Annotated in this window: 23 protein-coding genes; 16 read left to right on the forward strand and 7 right to left on the reverse strand. The window is 41.1% G+C overall.

Annotated elements, in window-relative coordinates; genetic code table 11:
- Nucleotides 1-106: 106 nt before the first annotated feature.
- Entirely contained in the window at nt 107-1,492 is a 1,386-nt protein-coding gene (locus CVT14_RS03665) for a DUF4139 domain-containing protein (RefSeq protein ID WP_107849724.1), read from the forward strand.
- Nucleotides 1,493-1,510: 18 nt separating this feature from the next.
- Here the strand turns inward: CVT14_RS03665 and CVT14_RS03670 are convergent, their stop codons facing one another.
- The 3 genes from CVT14_RS03670 to folD are packed head-to-tail and all read right to left on the reverse strand — an operon-like array spanning nt 1,511 to nt 3,915.
- On the reverse strand, nt 1,511-2,167 hold the full coding sequence (locus tag CVT14_RS03670; RefSeq protein WP_107849725.1) for a site-2 protease family protein: 657 nt from the start codon (nt 2,165-2,167) through the stop codon (nt 1,511-1,513).
- The gene (gene lepB, locus CVT14_RS03675) at nt 2,154-3,059 is read right to left on the reverse strand and encodes a signal peptidase I (RefSeq protein WP_002939748.1); all 906 of its coding nucleotides are present in this window, start codon (nt 3,057-3,059) and stop codon (nt 2,154-2,156) included. Before lepB ends, CVT14_RS03670 begins: the two co-directional genes overlap by 14 nt.
- Before the next feature lie 4 nt (nt 3,060-3,063).
- Nucleotides 3,064-3,915 carry a bifunctional methylenetetrahydrofolate dehydrogenase/methenyltetrahydrofolate cyclohydrolase FolD gene (gene folD, locus CVT14_RS03680; RefSeq protein ID WP_107849726.1) on the reverse strand — a complete coding sequence of 284 codons (852 nt, stop codon included), beginning with the start codon at nt 3,913-3,915 and terminating at the stop codon, nt 3,064-3,066.
- 83 nt (nt 3,916-3,998) lie between these two features.
- Here folD and CVT14_RS11025 point away from each other — a divergent pair, with 83 nt between their 5' ends.
- The 15 genes from CVT14_RS11025 to CVT14_RS03755 all read left to right on the forward strand — a co-directional run bounded on the left by CVT14_RS11025 (nt 3,999) and on the right by CVT14_RS03755 (nt 18,843).
- Nucleotides 3,999-4,565 carry a c-type cytochrome gene (locus CVT14_RS11025; protein ID WP_107849727.1) on the forward strand — a complete coding sequence of 189 codons (567 nt, stop codon included), beginning with the start codon at nt 3,999-4,001 and terminating at the stop codon, nt 4,563-4,565.
- Nucleotides 4,562-5,845: a glutamate-1-semialdehyde 2,1-aminomutase gene (gene hemL / locus CVT14_RS03690; RefSeq protein WP_107849728.1), complete on the forward strand. Its 1,284-nt coding sequence runs from the start codon at nt 4,562-4,564 to the stop codon at nt 5,843-5,845. Before CVT14_RS11025 ends, hemL begins: the two co-directional genes overlap by 4 nt.
- Nucleotides 5,845-6,126, forward strand: coding sequence for an AtpZ/AtpI family protein (locus tag CVT14_RS03695; protein WP_107849729.1), 282 nt, complete (start codon nt 5,845-5,847; stop codon nt 6,124-6,126). Before hemL ends, CVT14_RS03695 begins: the two co-directional genes overlap by 1 nt.
- Nucleotides 6,110-6,628: a hypothetical protein gene (locus CVT14_RS03700; protein ID WP_234403111.1), complete on the forward strand. Its 519-nt coding sequence runs from the start codon at nt 6,110-6,112 to the stop codon at nt 6,626-6,628. Before CVT14_RS03695 ends, CVT14_RS03700 begins: the two co-directional genes overlap by 17 nt.
- Nucleotides 6,618-7,862: an MFS transporter gene (locus CVT14_RS03705; protein WP_107849731.1), complete on the forward strand. Its 1,245-nt coding sequence runs from the start codon at nt 6,618-6,620 to the stop codon at nt 7,860-7,862. Before CVT14_RS03700 ends, CVT14_RS03705 begins: the two co-directional genes overlap by 11 nt.
- A 3-nt stretch (nt 7,863-7,865) precedes the next feature.
- Nucleotides 7,866-9,512, forward strand: coding sequence for a flagellar hook-length control protein FliK (locus CVT14_RS03710; RefSeq protein ID WP_107849732.1), 1,647 nt, complete (start codon nt 7,866-7,868; stop codon nt 9,510-9,512).
- Entirely contained in the window at nt 9,509-9,775 is a 267-nt protein-coding gene (locus tag CVT14_RS03715; RefSeq protein WP_223227339.1) for a FlhB-like flagellar biosynthesis protein, read from the forward strand. The genes CVT14_RS03710 and CVT14_RS03715 overlap by 4 nt, the downstream gene beginning before the upstream one ends.
- A 66-nt stretch (nt 9,776-9,841) precedes the next feature.
- Entirely contained in the window at nt 9,842-11,542 is a 1,701-nt protein-coding gene (locus CVT14_RS03720) for a methyl-accepting chemotaxis protein (protein ID WP_107849733.1), read from the forward strand.
- Between the two features lie 34 nt (nt 11,543-11,576).
- Nucleotides 11,577-12,143: a CheB methylesterase domain-containing protein gene (locus CVT14_RS03725; protein ID WP_021087663.1), complete on the forward strand. Its 567-nt coding sequence runs from the start codon at nt 11,577-11,579 to the stop codon at nt 12,141-12,143.
- The gene (locus CVT14_RS03730) at nt 12,133-12,957 is read left to right on the forward strand and encodes a CheR family methyltransferase (RefSeq protein WP_107849734.1); all 825 of its coding nucleotides are present in this window, start codon (nt 12,133-12,135) and stop codon (nt 12,955-12,957) included. Before CVT14_RS03725 ends, CVT14_RS03730 begins: the two co-directional genes overlap by 11 nt.
- A gap of 88 nt (nt 12,958-13,045) precedes the next feature.
- Nucleotides 13,046-15,667: a DNA gyrase subunit A gene (gyrA, locus tag CVT14_RS03735; RefSeq protein WP_107849735.1), complete on the forward strand. Its 2,622-nt coding sequence runs from the start codon at nt 13,046-13,048 to the stop codon at nt 15,665-15,667.
- Nucleotides 15,668-15,711: 44 nt separating this feature from the next.
- A complete protein-coding gene (locus CVT14_RS03740; protein ID WP_002939671.1) occupies nt 15,712-16,212 on the forward strand; it encodes an LPP20 family lipoprotein in 501 nt (166 codons plus the stop codon).
- Nucleotides 16,188-16,580 (forward strand): hypothetical protein, encoded by a 393-nt coding sequence (locus CVT14_RS03745; RefSeq protein ID WP_107849736.1) that lies wholly within the window; start codon nt 16,188-16,190, stop codon nt 16,578-16,580. The genes CVT14_RS03740 and CVT14_RS03745 overlap by 25 nt, the downstream gene beginning before the upstream one ends.
- 12 nt (nt 16,581-16,592) lie before the next feature.
- Entirely contained in the window at nt 16,593-17,747 is a 1,155-nt protein-coding gene (locus CVT14_RS03750; protein ID WP_107849737.1) for a sigma-54-dependent transcriptional regulator, read from the forward strand.
- A gap of 70 nt (nt 17,748-17,817) precedes the next feature.
- Nucleotides 17,818-18,843, forward strand: coding sequence for an aspartate-semialdehyde dehydrogenase (locus tag CVT14_RS03755; RefSeq protein WP_103650806.1), 1,026 nt, complete (start codon nt 17,818-17,820; stop codon nt 18,841-18,843).
- A 47-nt stretch (nt 18,844-18,890) separates the two neighbouring features.
- Here CVT14_RS03755 and CVT14_RS03760 read toward each other — a convergent pair whose 3' ends face one another.
- The 4 genes from CVT14_RS03760 to CVT14_RS03775 all read right to left on the reverse strand — a co-directional run bounded on the left by CVT14_RS03760 (nt 18,891) and on the right by CVT14_RS03775 (nt 20,503).
- Complete coding sequence (locus CVT14_RS03760; RefSeq protein ID WP_103614022.1) at nt 18,891-19,304, reverse strand: Rrf2 family transcriptional regulator; 414 nt, start codon at nt 19,302-19,304, stop codon at nt 18,891-18,893.
- Nucleotides 19,305-19,403: 99 nt separating this feature from the next.
- Nucleotides 19,404-19,802 (reverse strand): NAD(P)-dependent oxidoreductase, encoded by a 399-nt coding sequence (locus CVT14_RS03765; RefSeq protein WP_107849738.1) that lies wholly within the window; start codon nt 19,800-19,802, stop codon nt 19,404-19,406.
- A 113-nt stretch (nt 19,803-19,915) separates the two neighbouring features.
- A complete protein-coding gene (locus tag CVT14_RS10945; RefSeq protein ID WP_265094438.1) occupies nt 19,916-20,038 on the reverse strand; it encodes a hypothetical protein in 123 nt (40 codons plus the stop codon).
- A 90-nt stretch (nt 20,039-20,128) separates the two neighbouring features.
- Nucleotides 20,129-20,503, reverse strand: a complete 375-nt coding sequence (locus CVT14_RS03775) for a cupin domain-containing protein (protein WP_107849739.1) — start codon at nt 20,501-20,503, stop codon at nt 20,129-20,131.
- Nucleotides 20,504-20,626 lie beyond the last annotated feature (123 nt).

Below are 20,626 nucleotides of genomic sequence, written 5' to 3' on the forward strand. Positions count from 1 at the left end.
AAGTCCGTTAAATTTTTTGTTGATTATAGTCAAAGTTGCATTAAAATAAAATTTTACTCTCAGCCAAAATGAAGCTATAATTTACCAAAAATTTAAAGGAGAAAATGTGAAAAAAGCACTCTTTTTAGTGGCTTCTACGCTAGCCTTTGCAAATGAAAATCTAATAGAGATCTACACAGATCAAACCATCATCACTCAAAAATTTAATGACGCAAATAGCTCCTTTAGCGCCTTTGTGCCAGAGGGTGTGGAGAGTGAGAGCATCACTATAAATGGGGATTGTGACGCGAATGCTAATCTAAAAAAGATCAGCGAAGAAAATAGCCAAAGTTACATAAAATGGAAGCAAGAAGTTGTAAATTTAAATAATAAACTTGAGGCGCTAAATGCAAGAGGTAGGTTTATAGAGCAAGCTTTGATAGGAGAAAACAAAAGTAATGATGTGACAAAAAGAGCTGAGGAGTTTTATAAATTTAGCCTAGAAAATATCGAGAAAATTTCAGCTGCTAAAAGTGAGCTTGAAGCGCTTAAAGAAAATGAGCCAAAGAGCGAAATGGCCGGATTTTTGCAGCTTGATATGAAATTTGCTTGCAGCCCAAAAGAGGCGACGCTTTCATATATGGATGATGAGGCGCCAAAGACGCTAAATGAAATTTATGCAGACACAAAAAACAAAAATATCTTAATAAAACAAGAAATTCTGCTCACCAACCCATTTGCCAGCGATGTTAAAAATTTAAAGCTCGCTATCTATCCGACTAGGTATCAAAAAGCGCTTGCTCCAAGCAAGTTTTACCCTTGGTATGAGGAGAGCGAGGCAGAGGCTGATGGTTACGGCGCTTCAAAAAATATGCTAAGAGCTGCGAAAGTCACTGCTGAGGTCGCTGATATGCGTGTGCAAAGAGATGAGAATGAGTTTGCCAAAATTTGGAAGATAGATGGGATAAATTTAGCAAAAGGCGAGAGCAAATATATAACTTACGATACACAAAAAATGGATGCAAATTTTAGCGTTTTTGCTGATTTTTACGGCTCACTAAAGGCATATAACGTGGCTAGCCTTAAGCTAAATGATGATCTAACTCCAGCTAAAACGCAGTTTTACGTTAATGGCGTGAGTGTTGGCAGTCCAAGCGAGTTTGAGATGAAAGCTAAAGATGAGCCCACTCAGCTATTTTTGGGACAAAACGAGCTAATCGAGCTTAAAAAAGAGCGCTTAAATAAATTTAAAAAGAGCTCGTTTCTTGGCAAAGAGCGAATAAGTGAAGAGGGCTATGAGATAAGTGTCAAAAATAACTCAAGTAAAAGTGTCGATGTCACTTTGGTCGATCGCGTGCCAGTATCTACCGACGAGGCGGTAAAGGTCGAGATAAAGGGCTTTGATAAAAAAGATATCAGCAAAGATGGCAAGGTGGAGCTTAAATTTAGCCTTGCACCAAAAGAGGAATTTAAAAAAGAGTACTCTTACAAGATCACAAAGCCAAAAATTTAGAGCAAATTTGCTCTAAATTTAGCCGTTTATAAATGCACTTGCGATATCTAAAACATATCTTGTCGGATAAAAGATAGTATCTTTTAAAGGCGAGACGAGGATGATGATAAGGATGACAAAGCCATATCGCGAGATGCCCTCAAGCTTCTCAGCCAGTGCGTGAAAGCCAAAATTTCTAAGTGCGTACTCGAGCGCGTGAAAGCCATCAAGTGGCGGGATCGGATAGAGATTAAAGATGGCTAACATCAAATTTAAAAGTGCAAGCGTAAATAAAAACTGAAGTAAAATTTCAAAGGTTTCTATATTTAATAGAGCCTTTAGCACAAAAAGCGACAAGATGCCTAAGATGACGTTGTAGCAAATGCCAGCTAGACTTACGTAGATAGCTGCCTTGTAGCCGCCATTTCGCACGACTGTGTAGGTATTTACTGGCACTGGTTTTGCCCAGCCAAACATCATGCCAGTGCTTAGATAAAGCACCAGTGGCACGATGATAGTGCCAACAAGATCGATGTGTTTTATAGGATTTATGCTAAGTCTGCCAAGGCTTTTTGCGGTGTTGTCGCCAAATTTATAAGCGACATATCCGTGAGCGATCTCGTGGCCTACGATGGCGATTATTAAAGAGATGACGATAGTGGCGACTTTTATGGGGTCAAAATTAGTGAAGTCCATCAACTTCTCCCTCTTTTAGAGCTTGTTTTGTGAAAAACTCATCATTTTCTATCGTATCTACAAAGCGTCCGATACGCTCCCAGCGCACATTGTAGTTGTTATCCCAGCTAAAATAAATAAACCAAGGCTGACCGACTATGTCCTTGTAAGCCACGCTTCCCCAAAAACGGCTGTCGTTTGAGTGATCGCGGTTGTCGCCTATCATAAAGTACTCATCTTTTGGTACTTTTACGTAAAATGCATTAAAGTTAAAATTTGGATTTTGCGGTAGTGAGCTAATGAGTGCTGGCTTCATAAAAACGTTTGATTTGTTTGTATTTAGCATGAAAACCATCTGCTCAAATAAATTTACATTTTCGTCGTAATGGATGCCGCTAAATCTATACGGCTCTTTTATGAAAAGTTTGCCATCAAGCTCGGCTATGTCGCTGCATGAGTAGCCAAATTTACTCTCTTTGCCATTTAAATTTTCACGGCAGTTTGCCTTTATGAAGCTATCTCCCTCTTTTGGGCGCAGATAGAGGGCTTTTTCAGTAAAAACGATCTCGTCCTCGCTAGTTGCAAAGCAGCGCTTTACAAAGTGAGTTTTCTCATCGTTTGGATAGCGAAAAACGACTATATCGCCCCTTGCAGGACCATCACCAGTTATAAGGTGACCATTGTCATTTAGCTCAGGTAAAATTTTCACCTCAAGCCAAGGAATTCTTGGTGTTGGTATGCCATAAACATACTTTTTAGCAAATAAAAAATCCCCAACCAAAAGTGTGTTTTTCATCGAACCAGACGGGATCACAAAGGCTTGAGCTACAAAGAAAATGACAAGCAAAACGATGATAACCGTGCCTGTCCAGCTCGAGCAAAAGTCATAAAATTTAGTAAAAGCTCTCTTCATTATCTTACTCTTTAATTTTTTTTGCCTGTGCAGCAAGGATTGTGTTGTTTAAAAGCATGGCTATGGTCATCGGACCAACGCCGCCAGGAACAGGCGTGATATATGAGCATTTTGGTGCGACCTCTTCAAAATCCACATCGCCCACAAGCCTGCCATCATCAAGTCTGTTTATGCCCACATCAACGACTACCGCGCCATCTTTTACCATATCAGCCTTTAAGAAAAATGGCTTGCCAATGGCTGCAACTATGAGGTCAGCATTTTTGCAAATTTCTTTTAAATTTTTAGTCTTGCTATGCGTCACAGTAACCGTTGCAGAGGCATTAAGGAGTAAATTTGCCATAGGCTTGCCAACGATGTTGCTTCTGCCGATCACCACCGCATTTAGTCCAGCTACATCTATGCTATACTCTTTTAAAATTTCCATCACGCCAAGCGGTGTGCAAGGCACGAAGCCATCAAGCCCGCTAACAAGTTTGCCAACATTTACAGCGTGAAAGCCATCTACATCTTTTCGTGGATCGATCGCTGCGAGTACGACGTTTGTATCGATGTGCTTTGGCAGTGGCAGCTGAACCAAGATACCATGGATGCTATCGTCTAAATTTAGCACGTTTATAAGGGCAAGTAGCTCGTTTTGGGTTGTATTTTCACTTAGACGGTGAGCCACGCTTTTTATGCCGTATTCGTTGCAGGCTTTCTCTTTGGCTCTAACGTATGTTTGAGATGCCTTATCTTCGCCGACTAAGACGACGGCCAAGGTTGGCTCGACACCAAATTTCTTTAGCTCATCGGCTCTTACTTTTACGCTTTCTTTAACCTTTAAAGATACGGCTTTTCCGTCTAAAATTTTCATATTTGATCCTTACTTAAAAGCTTTTTTAATCACAAGGGTGGTATCATACCTAAAAATAAATTAAATTTTTAAAAGAGAGGTTTATGAGGTCTGTTTTTTTGATTTTGCTTTTTTGCGTGGCGATTTTTGGTGCTGATTTTATCACAAAGACCGAGTATGCCAAGATGCTCTACCTAAATCCACGTGGCATAGGATGCGACAAATGTCACGGCGCAAAAGGCGAGGGCAGCCTAATCTCTAAATATAAGCACTTTGACAAAAAAGCAAACAAAACGGTCGATGATGAGCTTAGAGCACCAAAGATAAATGATATAGAATTTGAAAGCTTTAAAGCGGCTCTTACAAAGCCAAAAGGGGTCATGCCAAGCTACTTTTTGACAGACGAGGAGACAACTATCCTTTATGAATACATCACAAATCAGATGAAACCTCCTGCAAAAGCGGCAAAAGTAGCACCCAAAAATTTAGCTAAGCCGGCCTCTCCTGCTGCTGTGCAAAAACAGCCAGAACCTGCTAAAGCTGCCCCTGCAGCAAAAGCAGTAGAGCCAGCCACCACGCAGGCACCAAAACCGCCAGTAAAACCAGTAACAAATCAAAAAGATAATCAAAAGACAAATTTAAAAACACAAAATCAAAAGGATAAAAAATGACAAATAAAGAGGCATTTAGTGAAGCTAAAAAATATATCCCAGGCGGCGTAAATTCACCTGTTCGTGCATTTGGCAGCGTTGGTGGCGAGCCTGTGATGATAGATCACGCTAGGGGTGCTTATCTATACGATGTCGAGGGCAAAAAATACCTTGACTTCATCCAAAGCTGGGGTCCGCTCATCTTTGGTCACTGCGACAAAGATATCGAAGAGGCGATCATCTCTGCTGTAAAACAAGGCGTATCTTACGGCGCTCCCTCTCCAAAAGAGACCGCTCTAGCAAAGCTAATATGTGATGAGTTTAAACAAATAGATAAAATTCGCTTCGTTAGCTCTGGCACAGAGGCTACCATGAGCGCTATCAGAGTGGCTAGAGGATATGCCAAAAAAGACGGACTTATCAAATTTGAAGGCTGCTACCACGGACACAGCGACGCACTTCTTATCAAAGCAGGAAGTGGCGCAACGACATACGGCAACGCTTCAAGCAGCGGCGTGCCACAAGACGTTGTGAAAAATACATTTTTAGCTATCTATAACGATATAGAGAGCGTAAAAGCCATTTTTGAGAACAATAAAGACAAGATAGGCGTCGTCATAATCGAGCCAATCGCAGGAAATATGGGACTTGTGCCAGCTGATAAGAAATTTTTACGTGAGCTTAGAGAGCTTTGCGATAAATTTGGCGCAGTGCTCATTCTTGATGAGGTTATGAGCGGCTTTAGAGCTTCTCGCCTTGGTTCATATCCATTTCACGAGGTGGATGCCGATCTTGTCACATTTGGCAAGGTCATAGGCGGAGGCATGAACGTCGCTGCATTTGGCGGTAAGGCCAAGATCATGGACTGCCTAAGCCCAGAGGGCGCTGTATATCAAGCAGGTACGCTAAGTGGCAACCCAGTGGCGATGAGCGCTGGTATAGCGGCAATTTCAAAGATAAATAGCGACGTAAATTTATACGCTAGACTTGAAAAACTAGCTAAAAAACTAATGGAGGGCTTTAAAGAGGCAGCAAAAAGTGCTAGCATCACCATTCAAACTGAGGTTCGTGGCTCTATGTTTGGCTACTTTTTTACAGAGCATGCAGTTAAAAACTATGACGATGCGCTAAAGAGCGATACAAAACTCTTTGCTAAATTTCACCAAGCGATGCTTAGGCGTGGAATTTATCTTGCGCCAAGTCAGTTTGAGACGGGATTTATCTGCGATGCGATGAGTGAAGCTGATATCGATCTAGCGGTAAATGCAGCTAAAGAGGCATTTTTGGAGATAAAAGCTTAATGGCAAAATTTAAGATAAAAGATATCGTTGCTGGCGCTGAGCAGCTAAGCCTTGGCATATCGATGGTCGTGGCTGTGGTGATCGGCACTGGGCTAGGCTATCTTGTAAAAAAGGCTACAAATTTCACGCCAGCGCTTTGGATAGGGCTTGCTTTTGGCATCGCAGCTGCCATTTTAAACGTTTACAAGGCCTACAAAGTGCAGGTTAAAAGCCTGGATGAGCTAAAGGATGAGACAAGATATAAAGGCTATAAAAAAGACGATGATGACGAGGACGATTAGCAGGCTTTTTATTTGCTACTTTGCGCTTTGGCTAGCCCTTAGCGTGGTTAGCAAATTTATATCAAATCAATTTTTTATAAGCTCGCAAATTTCATTTTTTGCCTCGCTTATCATCCTAACGGCTAGCTTTTTTGCCTATAAAAATCGCATAAATTCAAGGCTAGAAAATGCAAGAGAGGAAATTTTAGCCAAGATAGAGGAAGAGGACGAAGAAGATGATGAAATTTTGCCCCAAAATGAGGCAAAAGAATTTAGTCTAAAAGATGAAAAAGCAAGGCTAAAAAAGCAGAAATTTTCATTTAAAGATAAAAGCTTTGTGGCGGCATTTATGCCTTATCGCTTGGTTGCGTATGCGATACTTTTTTTTGGATTTATATTTTTAAAAAATGAAAATTTACTAAACGTGCCTGGCTTTTTAGTGGGGCTTGCTCCGATGCCTATTGGAGCTTTTATCTTTGGGATAATGCAAAATAATTTAAGAAAGGACGCAGATGGCAAGTAGCTTTAGGATCATTCGCTCGATGGGACCGCTATTTTTGGGCATGAGCCTGCTTTTTATAGGCAATGGCCTAGTCATCGCATCTTGTAGTGCGCTTCTTAAGCAAAATGGCGTAGGCGAGCTTGCGATTGGACTAATTAACACTGGATTTTTTATAGGAGCGTTAATTAGCACGATCACAGCGCACAGGGTCATCTCAACCACCGGACACATCAGGGCTTTTGCTATCTTTTCAGCTATTTTTGCCGTCTCAGCCATGCTTCATGCGATAAGTAGTAATCTCATCTTTTGGGCGGTACTGCGAGCCTTTTTGGGATATTGCTACTACGCACTTTTGATGGTTATAGAAAGCTGGCTAAACGCTAAGATCCCAAACAAGATAAGATCGCGTGTCATCGCCTTTTACGAGTGCGTTTTCTACACTAGCTTTGGACTTGGAATTTTGATCTTAGCGCTTGATCTTAGCGCATTTGAAATTTTCATCATCAGTGCAGCCTTTATCATGCTCTCAAGCATACCTTTAAATTTAATCCGCATCAACCAGCCTCAAATCCCACAGCGCCAACCCATAAACATCCCAAAAATTTTTGGTATCGTCCCGCTAGCACTCGTGGGAGCGCTCGTTGCAGGACTTGCGATAAATGGCTTTTTTTCTATGGCAAGCCTCTTTGTCTTGCTTCAAGGATATAGCGCAAAAGAGGCGTCATTTTTTATGACCATAGCGATGGCTGGGGGCTTTTTGGCTCAAACATTTATCGGAGGCTTTTCAGATAAATATGGCAGACGCCCAGCGCTCTTGCTTTGTAGCGTTGTATCTTTAATCAGTGCGGTTTTGTTTTTGCTAAATGGCTCAAATTTGATCGTTCAATACATACTTTCGTTTTTCTTTGGCGGCGGCATTTTTTGCACATACGGACTTTCGCTTGCTAGAGCAAATGACGAGATCACAGACAAGACAAAGAGCGTCCAAGTGGCACGTGCGCTGCTTTTTAGCTACTCTTTTGCCTCGCTTTTCTCGCCGCTTCTTATGAGCTATGCGATGAAAATTTTTGGCGCATTTGGCTTTATCTATGTCTATTTGGTGCTTTATGTTGGGCTCATCTTGTTTGCGCTAACGCAAAAGACCATACCGCAGCACATGAGAAAAGAGTACAACGACAGGCTCGTTGCAAGGACGGCTGGCATCGCGACTATTCAGCAAAATGGCAATTTTGCCGATAGAGAAAATAAAAAGTAGAAAATGGACGTAGCAAATTCTCTAAATATATCAAACACCTCGGTTCAAACTGGGCAAAACGCCGCCCAAAACGCGCCTGTCCGTAAAAACGAGGGTTCGCTTTTTAAAAATCAGCCAGCTGGGACGCCAAGTGAGCAGACCGTCTCAAATGCTCTTGATAACGTTGGTAAGCTAGTTGCAAGGGTGCTTGACGATCTAAAAAGTGCTTCAAGCCTTAGCAGGGCTGAGCAAATTTTATCTCAGGCAAAAGATACGAAGATCGCTCCAAATTTAGCTAGCGAGCTATCTGATCTTGCAAAAAGCTTAGAGGCAGAAGCTGCGCAAAATGAAAGCCCTGAGATAAAGAGCCTTGCGCTAAAACTAAAAGAATTTCTAAAGCCAATAGCAGATCTCAAAGCTGGCTCGCTAAATGATCAGATCAAAAACTCTGGCGTCATGCTTGAAGCAAATTTAAAAGATGCGCTTACCCCAGAAAAGTTGCCAAGCTCGATACAAAAGCTACTAAGCGATATAAAAAATCTCTCAAATCAAAATTTACTTAGTCAAATTTTAACCCTAAATGATGAGAGCTTGGATAATCAAAACTCATTTATGAAGCTTACTTCTATGCTTGAAAAAGCGAGTAGCGACGCTAAAAATCTCCTTGATAACTCAAGCATAAAAACGCTTTTAAAAGATGTGGATAAGCTTGATAATGTGGCTAAATTTCTTGATAAAAACTTCTCAAAAGAGCAAAGCGCAGACGCGGTTAAAAGCCAGATCGGCAAGATGGAGAATTTCATCTCAAATTTAAGCGAAAAGGTAGCAAATTTAGCGAGTGAAAAGCTAAATCAAAGTGCGGCTTTTAGCTCAAACCACAAAGAGTTAAAAGCTATCCTTGAAAACCTAAAAAATGATCTAAAAATGCTAAATAACATAGGCGATGAGGCTGGGCTTGTAAAGGCATTTAACGAGGTTAGCGACGTCTCGAAAGAGGGCAGCTTGCAAGATAAGCTCCAAAGTGCGGCAAGACGCCTCGCTCATAGCCTAAGTCTAGCTGACCCAGAAGCAAGCACAGCTAAAAGCGATCTAGCTGAGAGTAAGGCGCTTTTAAAACAGCTAAAACTAGCCAATAATGATATAAACAACATCACGACAAAGAGTAGTAGTGAAATTTCAAAGGTGCTAAATCAAGATGTAAAAAGCACGCTTTTAAACATAAGCGAAAAGAGCCAAAACGCTCAAACTGTAAATGCTGCAAACAAGATGATCTCGCAAATAGAAATGCACCAGATGGTATCAAGCTTGCAAGGAGGTATACAAACTTATATGCCATATATCTGGGACGGCGTGGAGGGCGGAAATGTCGCGTTTAAACAGGGCAAAAAGGATAAATTTTATGCCCAGATCGATCTAAATTTTAAGAAATTTGGTCAGATAAATGTGATGGTGGGGCTTGTGGATAAACGCTATATCGATCTATCGGTGGCAACGCAGACAAATGAGTTTAAAGAGCTCATTTTAGGAAATTCAAGCGAGCTAAAGCAAGCGATCTCAAAGCTTGGACTTATCGTTTCAAATTTTAACATCAAAACCTTGCCAAAAGTGAAGCTAAACGATAGATTTAAAAATTTTGGCGGCCTTGATGTGGGCTTTGATAAGAAAATTTGATGCAAGTAAATAAGAAAAAAGCCGTCGCTCTTGGCTACAATAGATCGCAAGATAACGCTCCAAAGGTGCTTGCAAGCGGTGCTGGCGAGATAGCAAACAAGATAATAAGCCTTGCAAAAGAGCACGATATACCTATCAAAGAGGACCCTGATCTCATTGAAATTTTAAGCAAGGTCGAGGTCGATCAAGAGATACCGCCAAATTTATATAAAGCGGTGGCTGAGATTTTTAGCTTTTTGTATAAGATCACAAATAAAAAGTAAATATTGCACTTTAATGGTGCTATAATCTCGAAATTAAGGAAATTTAAACATTAAAAAGGAGGTATTATGAAAATTTCATCAAAAGTGACGATGATGATCGTCTCGTCCCTACTGGTGCTTGGAGCCATCTTAGTCTTTCTAAACATTTACGAGCAAAACAAAGCGATAGAATTTTCTACCAAACAGCTGACTGAAACGATCTTAGCCGACAAAAGGGCAGCTTTAAGTGAAGAGATGGATATCGTTTCAAACATTTTGCTAAAAATTCAAGAGGTTTATGACGATGCAAACGAGACCATTGAAGATCAAAAAGAAGATATCATCGACTATCTCTCAAAGGCTAGATTTGGCGATGATAAAAAGGGATACTTTAGTATCTACACTACAAAAGGTGTGGTTATCTCTAGTCCTGGAGTGCCTGAGTATAACGGTCTTGATAGACTTGAAGCAACTGACGCAGATGGCTATAAATACATAAAAGATCTTATGCAAAAAGCCTCAGAAAATAGCGAGGGCGCTTTTGTAAATTTTGTAGCTAAAGCAAAAGATGGCTCAACGACTAGAAAGATAGGAAAAGGGCTAAAACTAAACCTCTTTCATGAAGATGTAGTGCTGATGTCTGTTGTTAATCTTGAGGGCATGTATAAAGAGATAGATAAAATTTCAGCCACTATGCAAAATGATGCTAAGGCAAACACTACAAATTTCGTTGTTATAGCCGTAGTGGTTTTAATCATCTCACTAATAGTTGCTATGCTTTATTCTAAATTTTCTATCACAAAACCGCTAAATGAGCTAATCTTGCGAGCTACAAACCTCTCAAGTGGCGATGGCGATCTAACAAGAAAACTAGAAGTTGTAGGCAAAGATGAGATAGCAAAGGCAAGCGAAGCCATAAATAAATTTATAGAAAAAGTAAGGGTTTTAATCTCGGAGGCAAAAGATATCTCAAATGAAAATAGCTCCATCGCAAATGAGCTTAGCTCAACCTCCATCCAAACTGGCCGTGGGGTAGAAAACTCAAGCAAGATAGTTCAGAGCGCTGGGAAGGATTGCACTGAGATACAATCATATATGAAAGAGTCAATCGAAGTTGCAAAAGGCGGCAAAGATGATCTTCAAAAGGCGCTAAGCTACGTTGATGAGACGCTAAATACCATCTCAAATTTATCTTCAGAGATCGCTCAGACATCTGATATTGAAAATCAAATGGCTGGTAAGATCGAGCAGCTTAGCCGTGATGCCGAGCAGGTTAAATCAGTGCTTGTGGTTATCAATGACATAGCAGATCAGACAAATTTACTAGCCCTTAATGCAGCCATCGAAGCAGCACGTGCAGGCGAGCATGGACGTGGCTTTGCAGTTGTTGCAGATGAGGTTAGAAAGCTAGCTGAGCGCACTCAAAAGAGCCTCACTGAGATAAATGCAACTATCAACGTCATCGTTCAAGCGATAAATGAAAGTAGCGAGCAAATGAGTATAAATTCTAAGCAAATAAGCGAGCTAACAGGCGTGGCAAACAACGCGCAAAACACCATAAGAGATATGAGTGGTATCATGAGATCAGCCATAGGACTATCTGATAAAACTATCGAGGACTATATAAAGACTGGTAAGGATATTGACGATATAGTAAAAAGCATGGAGGGCATAAGTCAAATTTCATCTCAAAGTGCAAGAAGCGTAGAAGAGATAGCTTCAGCTGCTGAGCATCTAAACAAGATGACAGATACGCTAAATGCAAAACTTGGCGAATTTAGAACTTGATTTGTGTGGTAAATTTTAAATTTAAAGGCAATTAGTGGCTCAAAAACTGGTCTTAATAGGGGCTTCTACAGGAGGCCCAGGTCATATAAAAAAACTATTAAAAGATATAAATTTAAATGGTGCGATGGTTGTCATAGCTCAGCATATGAACAAGATGTTTATAAACTCATTTGTCACGCAAATGGGCAGGGAGTGTAACATAAATGTTGAAATTTTAAGCGAAAAGACAAATTTAAGAGAAAATATCGTCTATATCTGTGATCAAAATTTTGAAATTTCAGCGACTTTGCCAGTTAGTGCAAAGCCACAACCTGAGATAAAAACGATATATACGCCAAATGTCGATGTGCTTTTTAACTCAGGCACGCAGATCTCCAAAAATGTAAATTTACTAGCGATCTTGCTAACTGGCATCGGCGATGATGGCGCAGCTGGGCTTGATAAGCTCTATAAAGCAGGTGCAAAATGTATAGCTGAAAACGAAGAGAGCGCGATAGTTTATGGCATGCCAAAGCGCGCTAAAGAGCTAAATCAAAATTTAAAATCGTTAAATTTAATGATGATAAGAAAAGAGCTTGAGGAGTTTTTAAATGCTTTTTAACAAAGTGGATAAACAAAGCGAAGTTTTAGAGGCAAAAGCACCAAGCGATATGGATGGATTTAACGAATTTATGAGCACTATAAAGACGCTTTGCGGGGTCGATCTGGAGCCAAAGAGGGACATCACTCTGCAAAGAGTTAGTATATTTGCCAAAAATCGCCAGATAAAAAGCTTTAAAGAGTTAGTTTCGATGATAAGATTTGACACGCTGCTTAGGCAAGATCTTTTAAATTTAGTCACCGTAAATGAGACATATTTTTATAGAGAGCTAGCCCAGCTAAAAGACGTGATCTACTACGCAAAAGAGCTTGGGGAGGCTAGAATTTTATGTGCGCCTTGCTCAACTGGCGATGAGGTCTATTCGCTTGCGATGCTTGCTTATGAATTTGGCCTTAAACAAAGTGATATCCAGCTAACTGGCATCGACATAAACTCAGAAGCTATACAAGCTTGTAGCGTCGGATGCTACGGCGAGAGGAGCTTACACAGGCTAAGCGAGTTTCAAAAAGAGAGATTTTTTACAAAAAAAGATGACAAATTTTTCATCAAAAAAGAAATTTTGCCAAGGTGTGAGTTTAAAATTTTAAATGTCTTTGACGATGCGATGTTTAATCTTGGTAAATTTGACATCGTCCTTTCAAGAAATATGATGATATATTTTGACGACGAATTTAGACTAAAATGCGTCGAGAGGCTACACAAACTACTTAAACCAGAGGGCAGGCTCTACGCAGGACACGCTGATCTTGTGCCATACACACCACTTTACACAAAGCGTTTTTCAAACGGAGCTACATATTATGAGCGTGCTTAAGGGTTAAATTTAACCCAGGCCGCTTTGCCCTTAGAAAGTTTTTATCAATTTTTGGCTAAAATCCCTCAAGCTAAATTTAAGGATAAAAATGAAAGACAATCTACTTGAATTAACTCAAGATATCGCTTCAGTTGATATCGAAGATTCTATAAAAAATAGCTATCTTGACTACTCTATGAGTGTCATCGTCGGACGTGCTTTGCCTGACGCTAGAGACGGACTAAAGCCAGTTCATAGAAGAATTTTATACGCTATGGATAACCTCGGCGTTGGCAGCAGAAGTGCCTATATGAAGTCAGCTCGTATCGTCGGTGAAGTCATCGGTAAGTACCACCCACACGGCGACACAGCGGTTTATGACGCACTTGTTCGTATGGCTCAGAAATTTTCTATGCGTTATCCAGTCGTTGATGGACAAGGAAACTTTGGCTCGATTGACGGCGACAGCGCAGCTGCGATGCGTTATACCGAAGCTAGAATGACCATGCTTACTGAAGAGCTTTTAAAAGATATCGACAAAGATACGGTTGATTTTGTACCAAACTACGACGATAGAGAGGTCGAGCCAGATGTTTTGCCTAGCCGCGTGCCAAATTTATTATTAAACGGCTCAAGTGGTATTGCGGTCGGTATGGCGACAAATATCCCACCACACAGCCTTGATGAGCTGATAGATGGTCTTTTGCTACTTCTTGAAAACAAAGAGGCGACACTTGAAGAGGTGATGGAATTTATAAAAGGTCCAGACTTCCCAACTGGTGGTATCATCTTTGGTAAAAAAGGCATCATAGAGGCCTACCGCACAGGTCGTGGTAGGGTCAAACTAAGAGCCAAAACTCACATAGAAAAAAAGCCAAACAAAGATGTCATCGTCATCGACGAGCTACCATATCAAACAAACAAAGCAAGGCTTATCGAGCAGATCGCCGAGCTTGTAAAAGATAAGCAGATAGAGGGCATCAGCGAGGTTAGAGATGAGTCTGACAAGGACGGCATCCGCGTAGTCATCGAGCTAAAACGCGACGCTATGAGCGACATCGTGCTAAATAATCTCTTTAAATCAACCACGATGGAGAGCACTTTTGGCGTTATTATGCTTGCTATTAATAACAAAGAGCCAAAGGTATTTAACCTTATCGAGCTACTTAAGCTATTTTTAAATCACAGAAAAACCGTTATCATTAGAAGGACGATATTTGAGCTTGAAAAAGCGCGCGCAAGAGCCCACATCTTAGAGGGTCTAAAGATCGCACTTGATAACATCGATGAGGTGATCGAGCTTATTAGAAATAGTGCCGATACAGCGGTTGCTAGAGAAGGCTTGATGAGTAAATTTAATCTCTCAGAGCTTCAAGCAAACGCTATCCTTGATATGCGTTTAAGCAAGCTTACAGGCCTAGAGAGAGAAAAACTAGAGGCCGAGCTAGCCGAGCTTATGGCTGAGATCGCAAGACTTGATGAAATTTTAAAGAGCGAGACATTGCTTGAAAATTTGATCAAAGAAGAGCTTCTTGAGATCAAAAATAAATTTAAAGTACCAAGAGTGACTGAGATCGTTGATGACTACGATGATATCGACATTGAAGACCTCATACCAAATGAAAATATGGTCGTAACCATAACTCACCGCGGTTACATCAAGCGTGTGCCAAGCAAGCAGTACGAGAAGCAAAAACGCGGTGGCAAAGGTAAAGTAGCGGTCACGACATACGATGATGACTTTATAGAAAGCTTCTTTACTTCAAATACCCACGATACGCTTATGTTTGTGACTGACCGCGGACAGCTCTACTGGCTAAAAGTCTATAAGATCCCAGAGGGAAGCCGCACGGCAAAAGGCAAGGCAGTTGTAAATTTGATCCAGTTGCAGCCTGATGAGAAGATCAAAGCGATCATCCCAACGACTGACTTTGATGAGAGCAAATCGCTAGCATTCTTCACTAAAAACGGCATCGTAAAACGCACAAATTTAAGTGAGTTTAAAAACATCCGCTCAGTTGGTGTAAGAGCGATAAGCCTCGATGAGAACGACGAGCTAGTAACTGCGCTCATCGCTCAAACATACGATGATATGCCAGTTACTGACCCAGAAAATGAGCTAAGCGTAGAGACAGAGGTGCTTGAAGTTGAAGAGCTTCAAAATGAGATCGACGAAGATAATGTAAATGCCGAAGAGGACGCAAACTCAGGCGATGAGACAATGCTGTTTGTCGTTACTAAAAAAGGTATGTGTCTTAAATTTAAGATCAGCAAAGTTCGTCAAATGGGAAGAACTGCACGCGGCGTAACTGGCATTAAATTTAAAGAGCCAGGCGACGAGGTCGTAGGCGCAGCAGTCATTGAAAGCAACGATCAAGAAATTTTAAGCATATCTCAAAAAGGTATCGGCAAGCGCACAACCGCTGACGAGTACCGCTTGACAAACCGCGGCGGCAAAGGCGTCATCTGCATGAAACTAACAAGCAGAACAGGCGATCTTGTGGGCGTTGTGATGGTTGATGAAGAGCAAGATCTAATGGCTCTAACATCAAGTGGTAAGATGATAAGAGTCGATATGCAAAGCATCCGCAAAGCAGGACGTAACACAAGCGGCGTGATCGTCGTAAATGTCGATGGCGATGATGTTGTAAGCATCGCAAGATGCCCTAAGGCAGATGATGGCGAAGATGAGGAAGAAGCACCAAGCGAAGATATGGGGCTTTTGGAATAAATTTTGCTATTAAATTTTAAATAAAAGCATAAAAAAGGTTGTTTATGAAGGTTAAAATTTTATCTTTTGCTTTGATGATCGCTATTTTTGGCGGTTGCTCATTTAATGGCTTTATGGGCGAGCCAACTAGCACATCAAACCGCAACGTAGTCATCCAAAAGGTCGATAAAGACGATCTTAGAGAGGTGATGAAAAAAGAGAAGATGATATATGATAGCGCTCCAAGAGAGACCACTTTTAGAGCCACAGGCGAGGGCATAGCTCCGCTAAATTCGCTCTCATACGCTCAGTCTGTTACACTTGCGAAAAGAGCGGCGATGGCTGATGCTTATTCGCAGCTTGCAGGCAAGCTTTATGGCGTAAAGATCAACGCTGAAGACACCGTAAGAGATGCGATGCTAAACGACTCATCTATCACTTCAAAGGTTCAAGGCCTTGTCAAAAACGCAAGGATCGTGAATGAAAATTTCAAAGACGGGCTTTATAAGGTAAATATGGAGCTTAAGATAGACGAGGATAAGTGGCGAGAAGTCTTTTCTTACTAACGATACTTTTAAATTTCGCCTTTTGCCTAGAGGAGTTTATCTTCTGGGCGAAGGTCGATACGAAAAATCAAATAGTTGCCTTTGAAGAAATTTCATTTTCTAAGGCGATGACTCTCTCGCCCAATCCAAAACCAAAATTTCTTTGCCAGATAGACGCTTTTAAAGATGAAAACACCACAACTCTTGGCTTTTTAAATTTACACAAAGATGAAATTTTTGACTGCTTTGCCTTAAAAAAAGTGATGATAAAAAATGAGCTAAATGTCAAGAATTCACAGATATCAAACGCTTCAAATTTGAAAATTTTGCCAGTTAGATTTATGGTGGAATTTAAGCCAAAATCCGCTATTATCGGCACACTTCAATAAAAAAGAGATCAAATGAATATCGTCATAGTAGAAGATGACATCAATATGCGAAAGTCGCTTGAGATCGCACTTGGCGAGTATGAAGAGCTAAACATCAAGAGTTACAAGAGCGCAGTTGAAGCTCTAAAAAAGCTAAGCGACGACACTGATCTAATAATCACCGACATAAACATGCCTAAGATGGACGGACTCGAGTTTATTAAGGAGTTAAACGGCAAATTTGACGTCATCATAATGACTGGAAACGCCACACTTAATAAGGCGATCGAGAGCGTTAGGCTCGGCGTGAAGGACTTTTTAACCAAGCCATTTGACGTCTCGACGCTATATGAAGCGATAAAAAGAGTAGAAGCGCTAAAACAAAAAATCCCAAAAAGTATAAAAAAAGTTGAAACTAAAAGCGAAAATAACGGCTTTTTAGCCACTTCAAAGGCGCTTGAAGCGACGCTAAATATCGCACTAAAAGCTGCAAGAACAGACGCTTCAATAATGCTTAGTGGCGAAAGCGGCGTTGGCAAGGAGGTCTTTGCTAAATTTATCCACGCAAACTCACCAAGAAAAGACGCTGCATTTATCGCTCTAAACATGGCTGCGATCCCTGAAAATTTGATAGAAAGTGAGCTTTTTGGCTTTGAAAAGGGCGCATTTACTGACGCTGCGACTACCAAAAAAGGGCAGTTTGAGCTGGCAAATGGCGGAACGCTATTTTTAGATGAGATCGGTGAGATGCCTATAAATTTACAGCCAAAGTTGCTTCGTGCCTTGCAGGAGCGCGAGATAACAAGACTTGGCGCTACAAAGAGCGAAAAGATAGACGTTCGCATCATCTGTGCTACAAATGCAAATTTAGAGCTTGCGATGAAAGAGGGCAGGTTTAGAGAGGATCTTTTCTACCGCCTAAACACGATCCCGCTTTTCATCCCACCACTTCGCGAGCGAAAGGATGAAATTTTACCTATCGCGCAGGATGCTTTGGACAAATGCTGCAAAGAGTATGGCTTTGAGGCTAAAAATTTCTCAAAAGCAGCCAAAGAGGAGCTTTTGGGCTATGACTACCCAGGCAACATAAGAGAGCTCATCTCGGTCGTGCAGCGTGCGGCGATACTAAGCGAGGGCGATGAAATTTTACCAAAAGATCTATTTTTGCAAGCAAGAAGTAAAAAATAGGTAAAAATTTAAGTTTTTGGCTAGTAAAATTATGCAAATTAAGAAAATTAAAAGAAACCAAGGAGAGCAGATGAGAAAATTTAACGTAGCGGTCGTTGGTGCTACTGGAGCGGTCGGCGAAGAGCTTTTTAGAGTTATGGAGGAGGTTGATTTCCCAGTTGGTGAGCTTTTGCCACTTGCAAGTGCAAAGAGCGTTGGCATGGAGATCGAATTTAAGGGCAAACATTATAAAGTAAAAGAGCTAACCGAGAAAGTTTTTAGCGAGCATGAGATCGATATCGCATTTTTTAGTGCAGGCGGCTCAGTTTCAGAGAAATTTGCCAAATTTGCAGCTGACAGCGGCGCGGTAGTTATCGACAATACTAGCCATTTTAGGATGGATAAAGATATCCCGCTAGTCGTGCCTGAGTGTAACCCAAGTGACATTGCTATGTGGAAAAACCGCGGCATCATCGCTAATCCAAACTGCTCAACCATCCAAATGGTGCAAATTTTAAAGCCACTAAATGACGCTTTTGGCATCAACAGGGTCGATGTTTCTACCTATCAAGCAGCAAGTGGCGCTGGTAAAGAGGGTATGGAGGAGCTTGTTATTCAAATGCAAAAGTTTTTTGAATTTAAGCTTGATGAGTGCGAGCCAAAGGTCTTTGCGCACCGCCTAGCGCTAAACGTGATCCCACACATCGACGTCTTTTTGGATAACGACTACACAAAAGAAGAGATGAAAATGGTCAATGAAACGCAAAAGATCCTTCACAAAGATATCGAAGTGAGCGCGACATGCGTGCGTGTGCCAGTGCTTAGAAGCCACTCTGAGGCGATCACTATCCACTTTGACAAAGACGTGAGCGCAGATGCGGCAAGAGAGGTTTTAAGTAAAGCTCCAAGCGTCGTTGTAGTGGATAATCCAGCTAAAAAAGAGTATCCGATGCCTACTATCTCAAGTGACACAAATGAGACTTATGTTGGCAGGATCAGGGTTGATAACTTTAGATCAAATGTGCTTCACCTTTGGTGCAGTGCCGATCAGATCCGTGTAGGAGCTGCGACAAATGCCGTTAGGATCGCACAAAAATGGACCATGATGCAAGAGTAGTTTGTAAATTTATCTTTGGCTAGAAAAGATCAAGCTCTAGCCTAAATTTATCTCGCAAGCTCGTCTAGCAAGTCTTGCAAAGTAACGCTTTTTAGCTCATTTTCTAGGGCAGTTTGTGCTCTTAAAAAGTGTCCAGACAAAAGCTCCTCTATCCTGCCGCCAACTGGGCAGGCTTTTGGTGAGTCAGAGTGAATTTTAAAAAGTTTTTCTTTGTCATTTACTGCGTTAAAAATTTCAAGTAAATTTATATCTTTTGGCTCTTTTGCAAGGCTCACCCCACCAACTCCAGCTGCGACATTTACGAGCCCTGCGGCCTTTAGAGTGCCAAGCAGACGCCTAACGATGACCGGGTTTGTGTTTATGCTGCCAGCTATAAATTCGCTTGTAACCTTCTCATTTTCAAAAAATTTAGCACACAAAAGCGCGTGTATCGCGGTTGAAAATTTAATGCCAACTTGCATGATCGTCCTTAAATTTTTCGTGATTATACTTAAATTTTCTGCCAAAGACAGCCAGCTAAATTTGACTTACGAGCCTTTGCAGCTCTCAAATTTATAAACTCATGCTCTCTCGCCAACTGCGGTGAAGCGCTTTTGGATAAATTTCTTATTTTTTAGCTCGTCAATGATCGCAATCGCAAGATCTGCGTAGCTTATGTAGCTCTCATTTTTTGAGTTTAGTATGAGATCGTCCCCGCCAAGCACGTATTTGCCCGTGCGAGCGCCATTTGCGTCGTAGCCGCCTGCTGGACTTACATACGTCCAAAGCACATTTGTGCTACCTTTTAGCTCAAAATATGACTCCGCCGTAGCCTTTGCCACGCCCATATATGCCGCTGGAAAGTCTGGCGTATCCATGAGCATAGTGCCTTTGCTATCAACAAATAACGTGCCAGCGCTAAGAGCTACGATGAGCCTTGTGCTAGTGCCTTCTAGTAAATTTACTAGGTGAGCGGCCACTTTTTTGTGAGAAAAGAAGGTTTATAACGACCAAACGGCAAATGCGCTGATAACTGCGTCAAAGCCAGTTAAATCAGCCTTTGTAAGCTCGAAAATATCTTTATAAACGACCTTTACGCTTTCGTTTTTATACTCTTTGTTTCTAACGATCGCTGTACGTCGTAACCTTGTTTTAGCGCCTCATTTACTAAATTTGCACCGCTTTTGCCGTTTGCACCTATGATTGCTATCTTCATTGTTTCTCCTTTAAATTTGATTTGTTTAATCGCACAGTCGATACGCATTTTAAATTTACGCTCGCACTTTGTGTTCTTGCCTCGCTAAATTTACAGCCAGCTTGGCTTTACGTCTTCAACTATCACGCCGTCAGTCATGGTGTATTGCTCTAGGCTACCGCGTTTTGTCTGGATGCAGATCATTTTGATGCCGTTTTTGCCAGCCCTAAAACACCTTTTGCCATCTGGATCTATGCGCACTGCGTCGCCTTTGCTTACTTTTATCACTTCGCCGTCGATAAAGAGCTCGCCATCGCCATCAGTGATGATGTAAAGCTCCTCGTTTTGCTTGTGCGCATGGACAAATGGCACGCTCACATTTGCTGGAAGTTCGTTTATAGATACCTCACAGCCAGTTAAATTTAAAGCCTCTTTTAGCTCGACTCTTGGCGCATTTGCGATCTTTGCAACTTGATAATTTTTCATTTTGTTCTCCTTGTTTTTTGTTGTAATCTTTTTATTTACAACCGATGAGCGAAGTATAGTGATTTTTTGTTGTAATGTCAAGAGTTACAACAAAAATTTTTCAAAATTTATAAATTTGAGCTA

This window comes from Campylobacter concisus, from assembly GCF_003048445.1.
In the GTDB taxonomy this organism is placed as follows: domain Bacteria; phylum Campylobacterota; class Campylobacteria; order Campylobacterales; family Campylobacteraceae; genus Campylobacter_A; species Campylobacter_A concisus_BF.

What these genes read in the sequence shown, in the direction of transcription:
- CVT14_RS11025 (WP_107849727.1), top strand. Translation starts at nt 3,999, where the DNA reads ATGAGGTCTGTTTTTTTGATTTTGCTTTTTTGCGTGGCGATTTTTGGT.
- CVT14_RS03730 (WP_107849734.1), top strand. Translation starts at nt 12,133, where the DNA reads ATGCTTTTTAACAAAGTGGATAAACAAAGCGAAGTTTTAGAGGCAAAA.
- CVT14_RS03775 (WP_107849739.1), bottom strand. Translation starts at nt 20,503, where the DNA reads ATGAAAAATTATCAAGTTGCAAAGATCGCAAATGCGCCAAGAGTCGAG.
- CVT14_RS03755 (WP_103650806.1), top strand. Translation starts at nt 17,818, where the DNA reads ATGAGAAAATTTAACGTAGCGGTCGTTGGTGCTACTGGAGCGGTCGGC.
- CVT14_RS03760 (WP_103614022.1), bottom strand. Translation starts at nt 19,304, where the DNA reads ATGCAAGTTGGCATTAAATTTTCAACCGCGATACACGCGCTTTTGTGT.
- CVT14_RS03710 (WP_107849732.1), top strand. Translation starts at nt 7,866, where the DNA reads ATGGACGTAGCAAATTCTCTAAATATATCAAACACCTCGGTTCAAACT.
- lepB (WP_002939748.1), bottom strand. Translation starts at nt 3,059, where the DNA reads ATGAAGAGAGCTTTTACTAAATTTTATGACTTTTGCTCGAGCTGGACA.
- CVT14_RS03720 (WP_107849733.1), top strand. Translation starts at nt 9,842, where the DNA reads ATGAAAATTTCATCAAAAGTGACGATGATGATCGTCTCGTCCCTACTG.
- CVT14_RS03670 (WP_107849725.1), bottom strand. Translation starts at nt 2,167, where the DNA reads ATGGACTTCACTAATTTTGACCCCATAAAAGTCGCCACTATCGTCATC.
- CVT14_RS03700 (WP_234403111.1), top strand. Translation starts at nt 6,110, where the DNA reads ATGACGAGGACGATTAGCAGGCTTTTTATTTGCTACTTTGCGCTTTGG.
- CVT14_RS10945 (WP_265094438.1), bottom strand. Translation starts at nt 20,038, where the DNA reads ATGAAGATAGCAATCATAGGTGCAAACGGCAAAAGCGGTGCAAATTTA.
- CVT14_RS03740 (WP_002939671.1), top strand. Translation starts at nt 15,712, where the DNA reads ATGAAGGTTAAAATTTTATCTTTTGCTTTGATGATCGCTATTTTTGGC.
- folD (WP_107849726.1), bottom strand. Translation starts at nt 3,915, where the DNA reads ATGAAAATTTTAGACGGAAAAGCCGTATCTTTAAAGGTTAAAGAAAGC.
- CVT14_RS03705 (WP_107849731.1), top strand. Translation starts at nt 6,618, where the DNA reads ATGGCAAGTAGCTTTAGGATCATTCGCTCGATGGGACCGCTATTTTTG.
- gyrA (WP_107849735.1), top strand. Translation starts at nt 13,046, where the DNA reads ATGAAAGACAATCTACTTGAATTAACTCAAGATATCGCTTCAGTTGAT.
- CVT14_RS03695 (WP_107849729.1), top strand. Translation starts at nt 5,845, where the DNA reads ATGGCAAAATTTAAGATAAAAGATATCGTTGCTGGCGCTGAGCAGCTA.
- CVT14_RS03750 (WP_107849737.1), top strand. Translation starts at nt 16,593, where the DNA reads ATGAATATCGTCATAGTAGAAGATGACATCAATATGCGAAAGTCGCTT.
- hemL (WP_107849728.1), top strand. Translation starts at nt 4,562, where the DNA reads ATGACAAATAAAGAGGCATTTAGTGAAGCTAAAAAATATATCCCAGGC.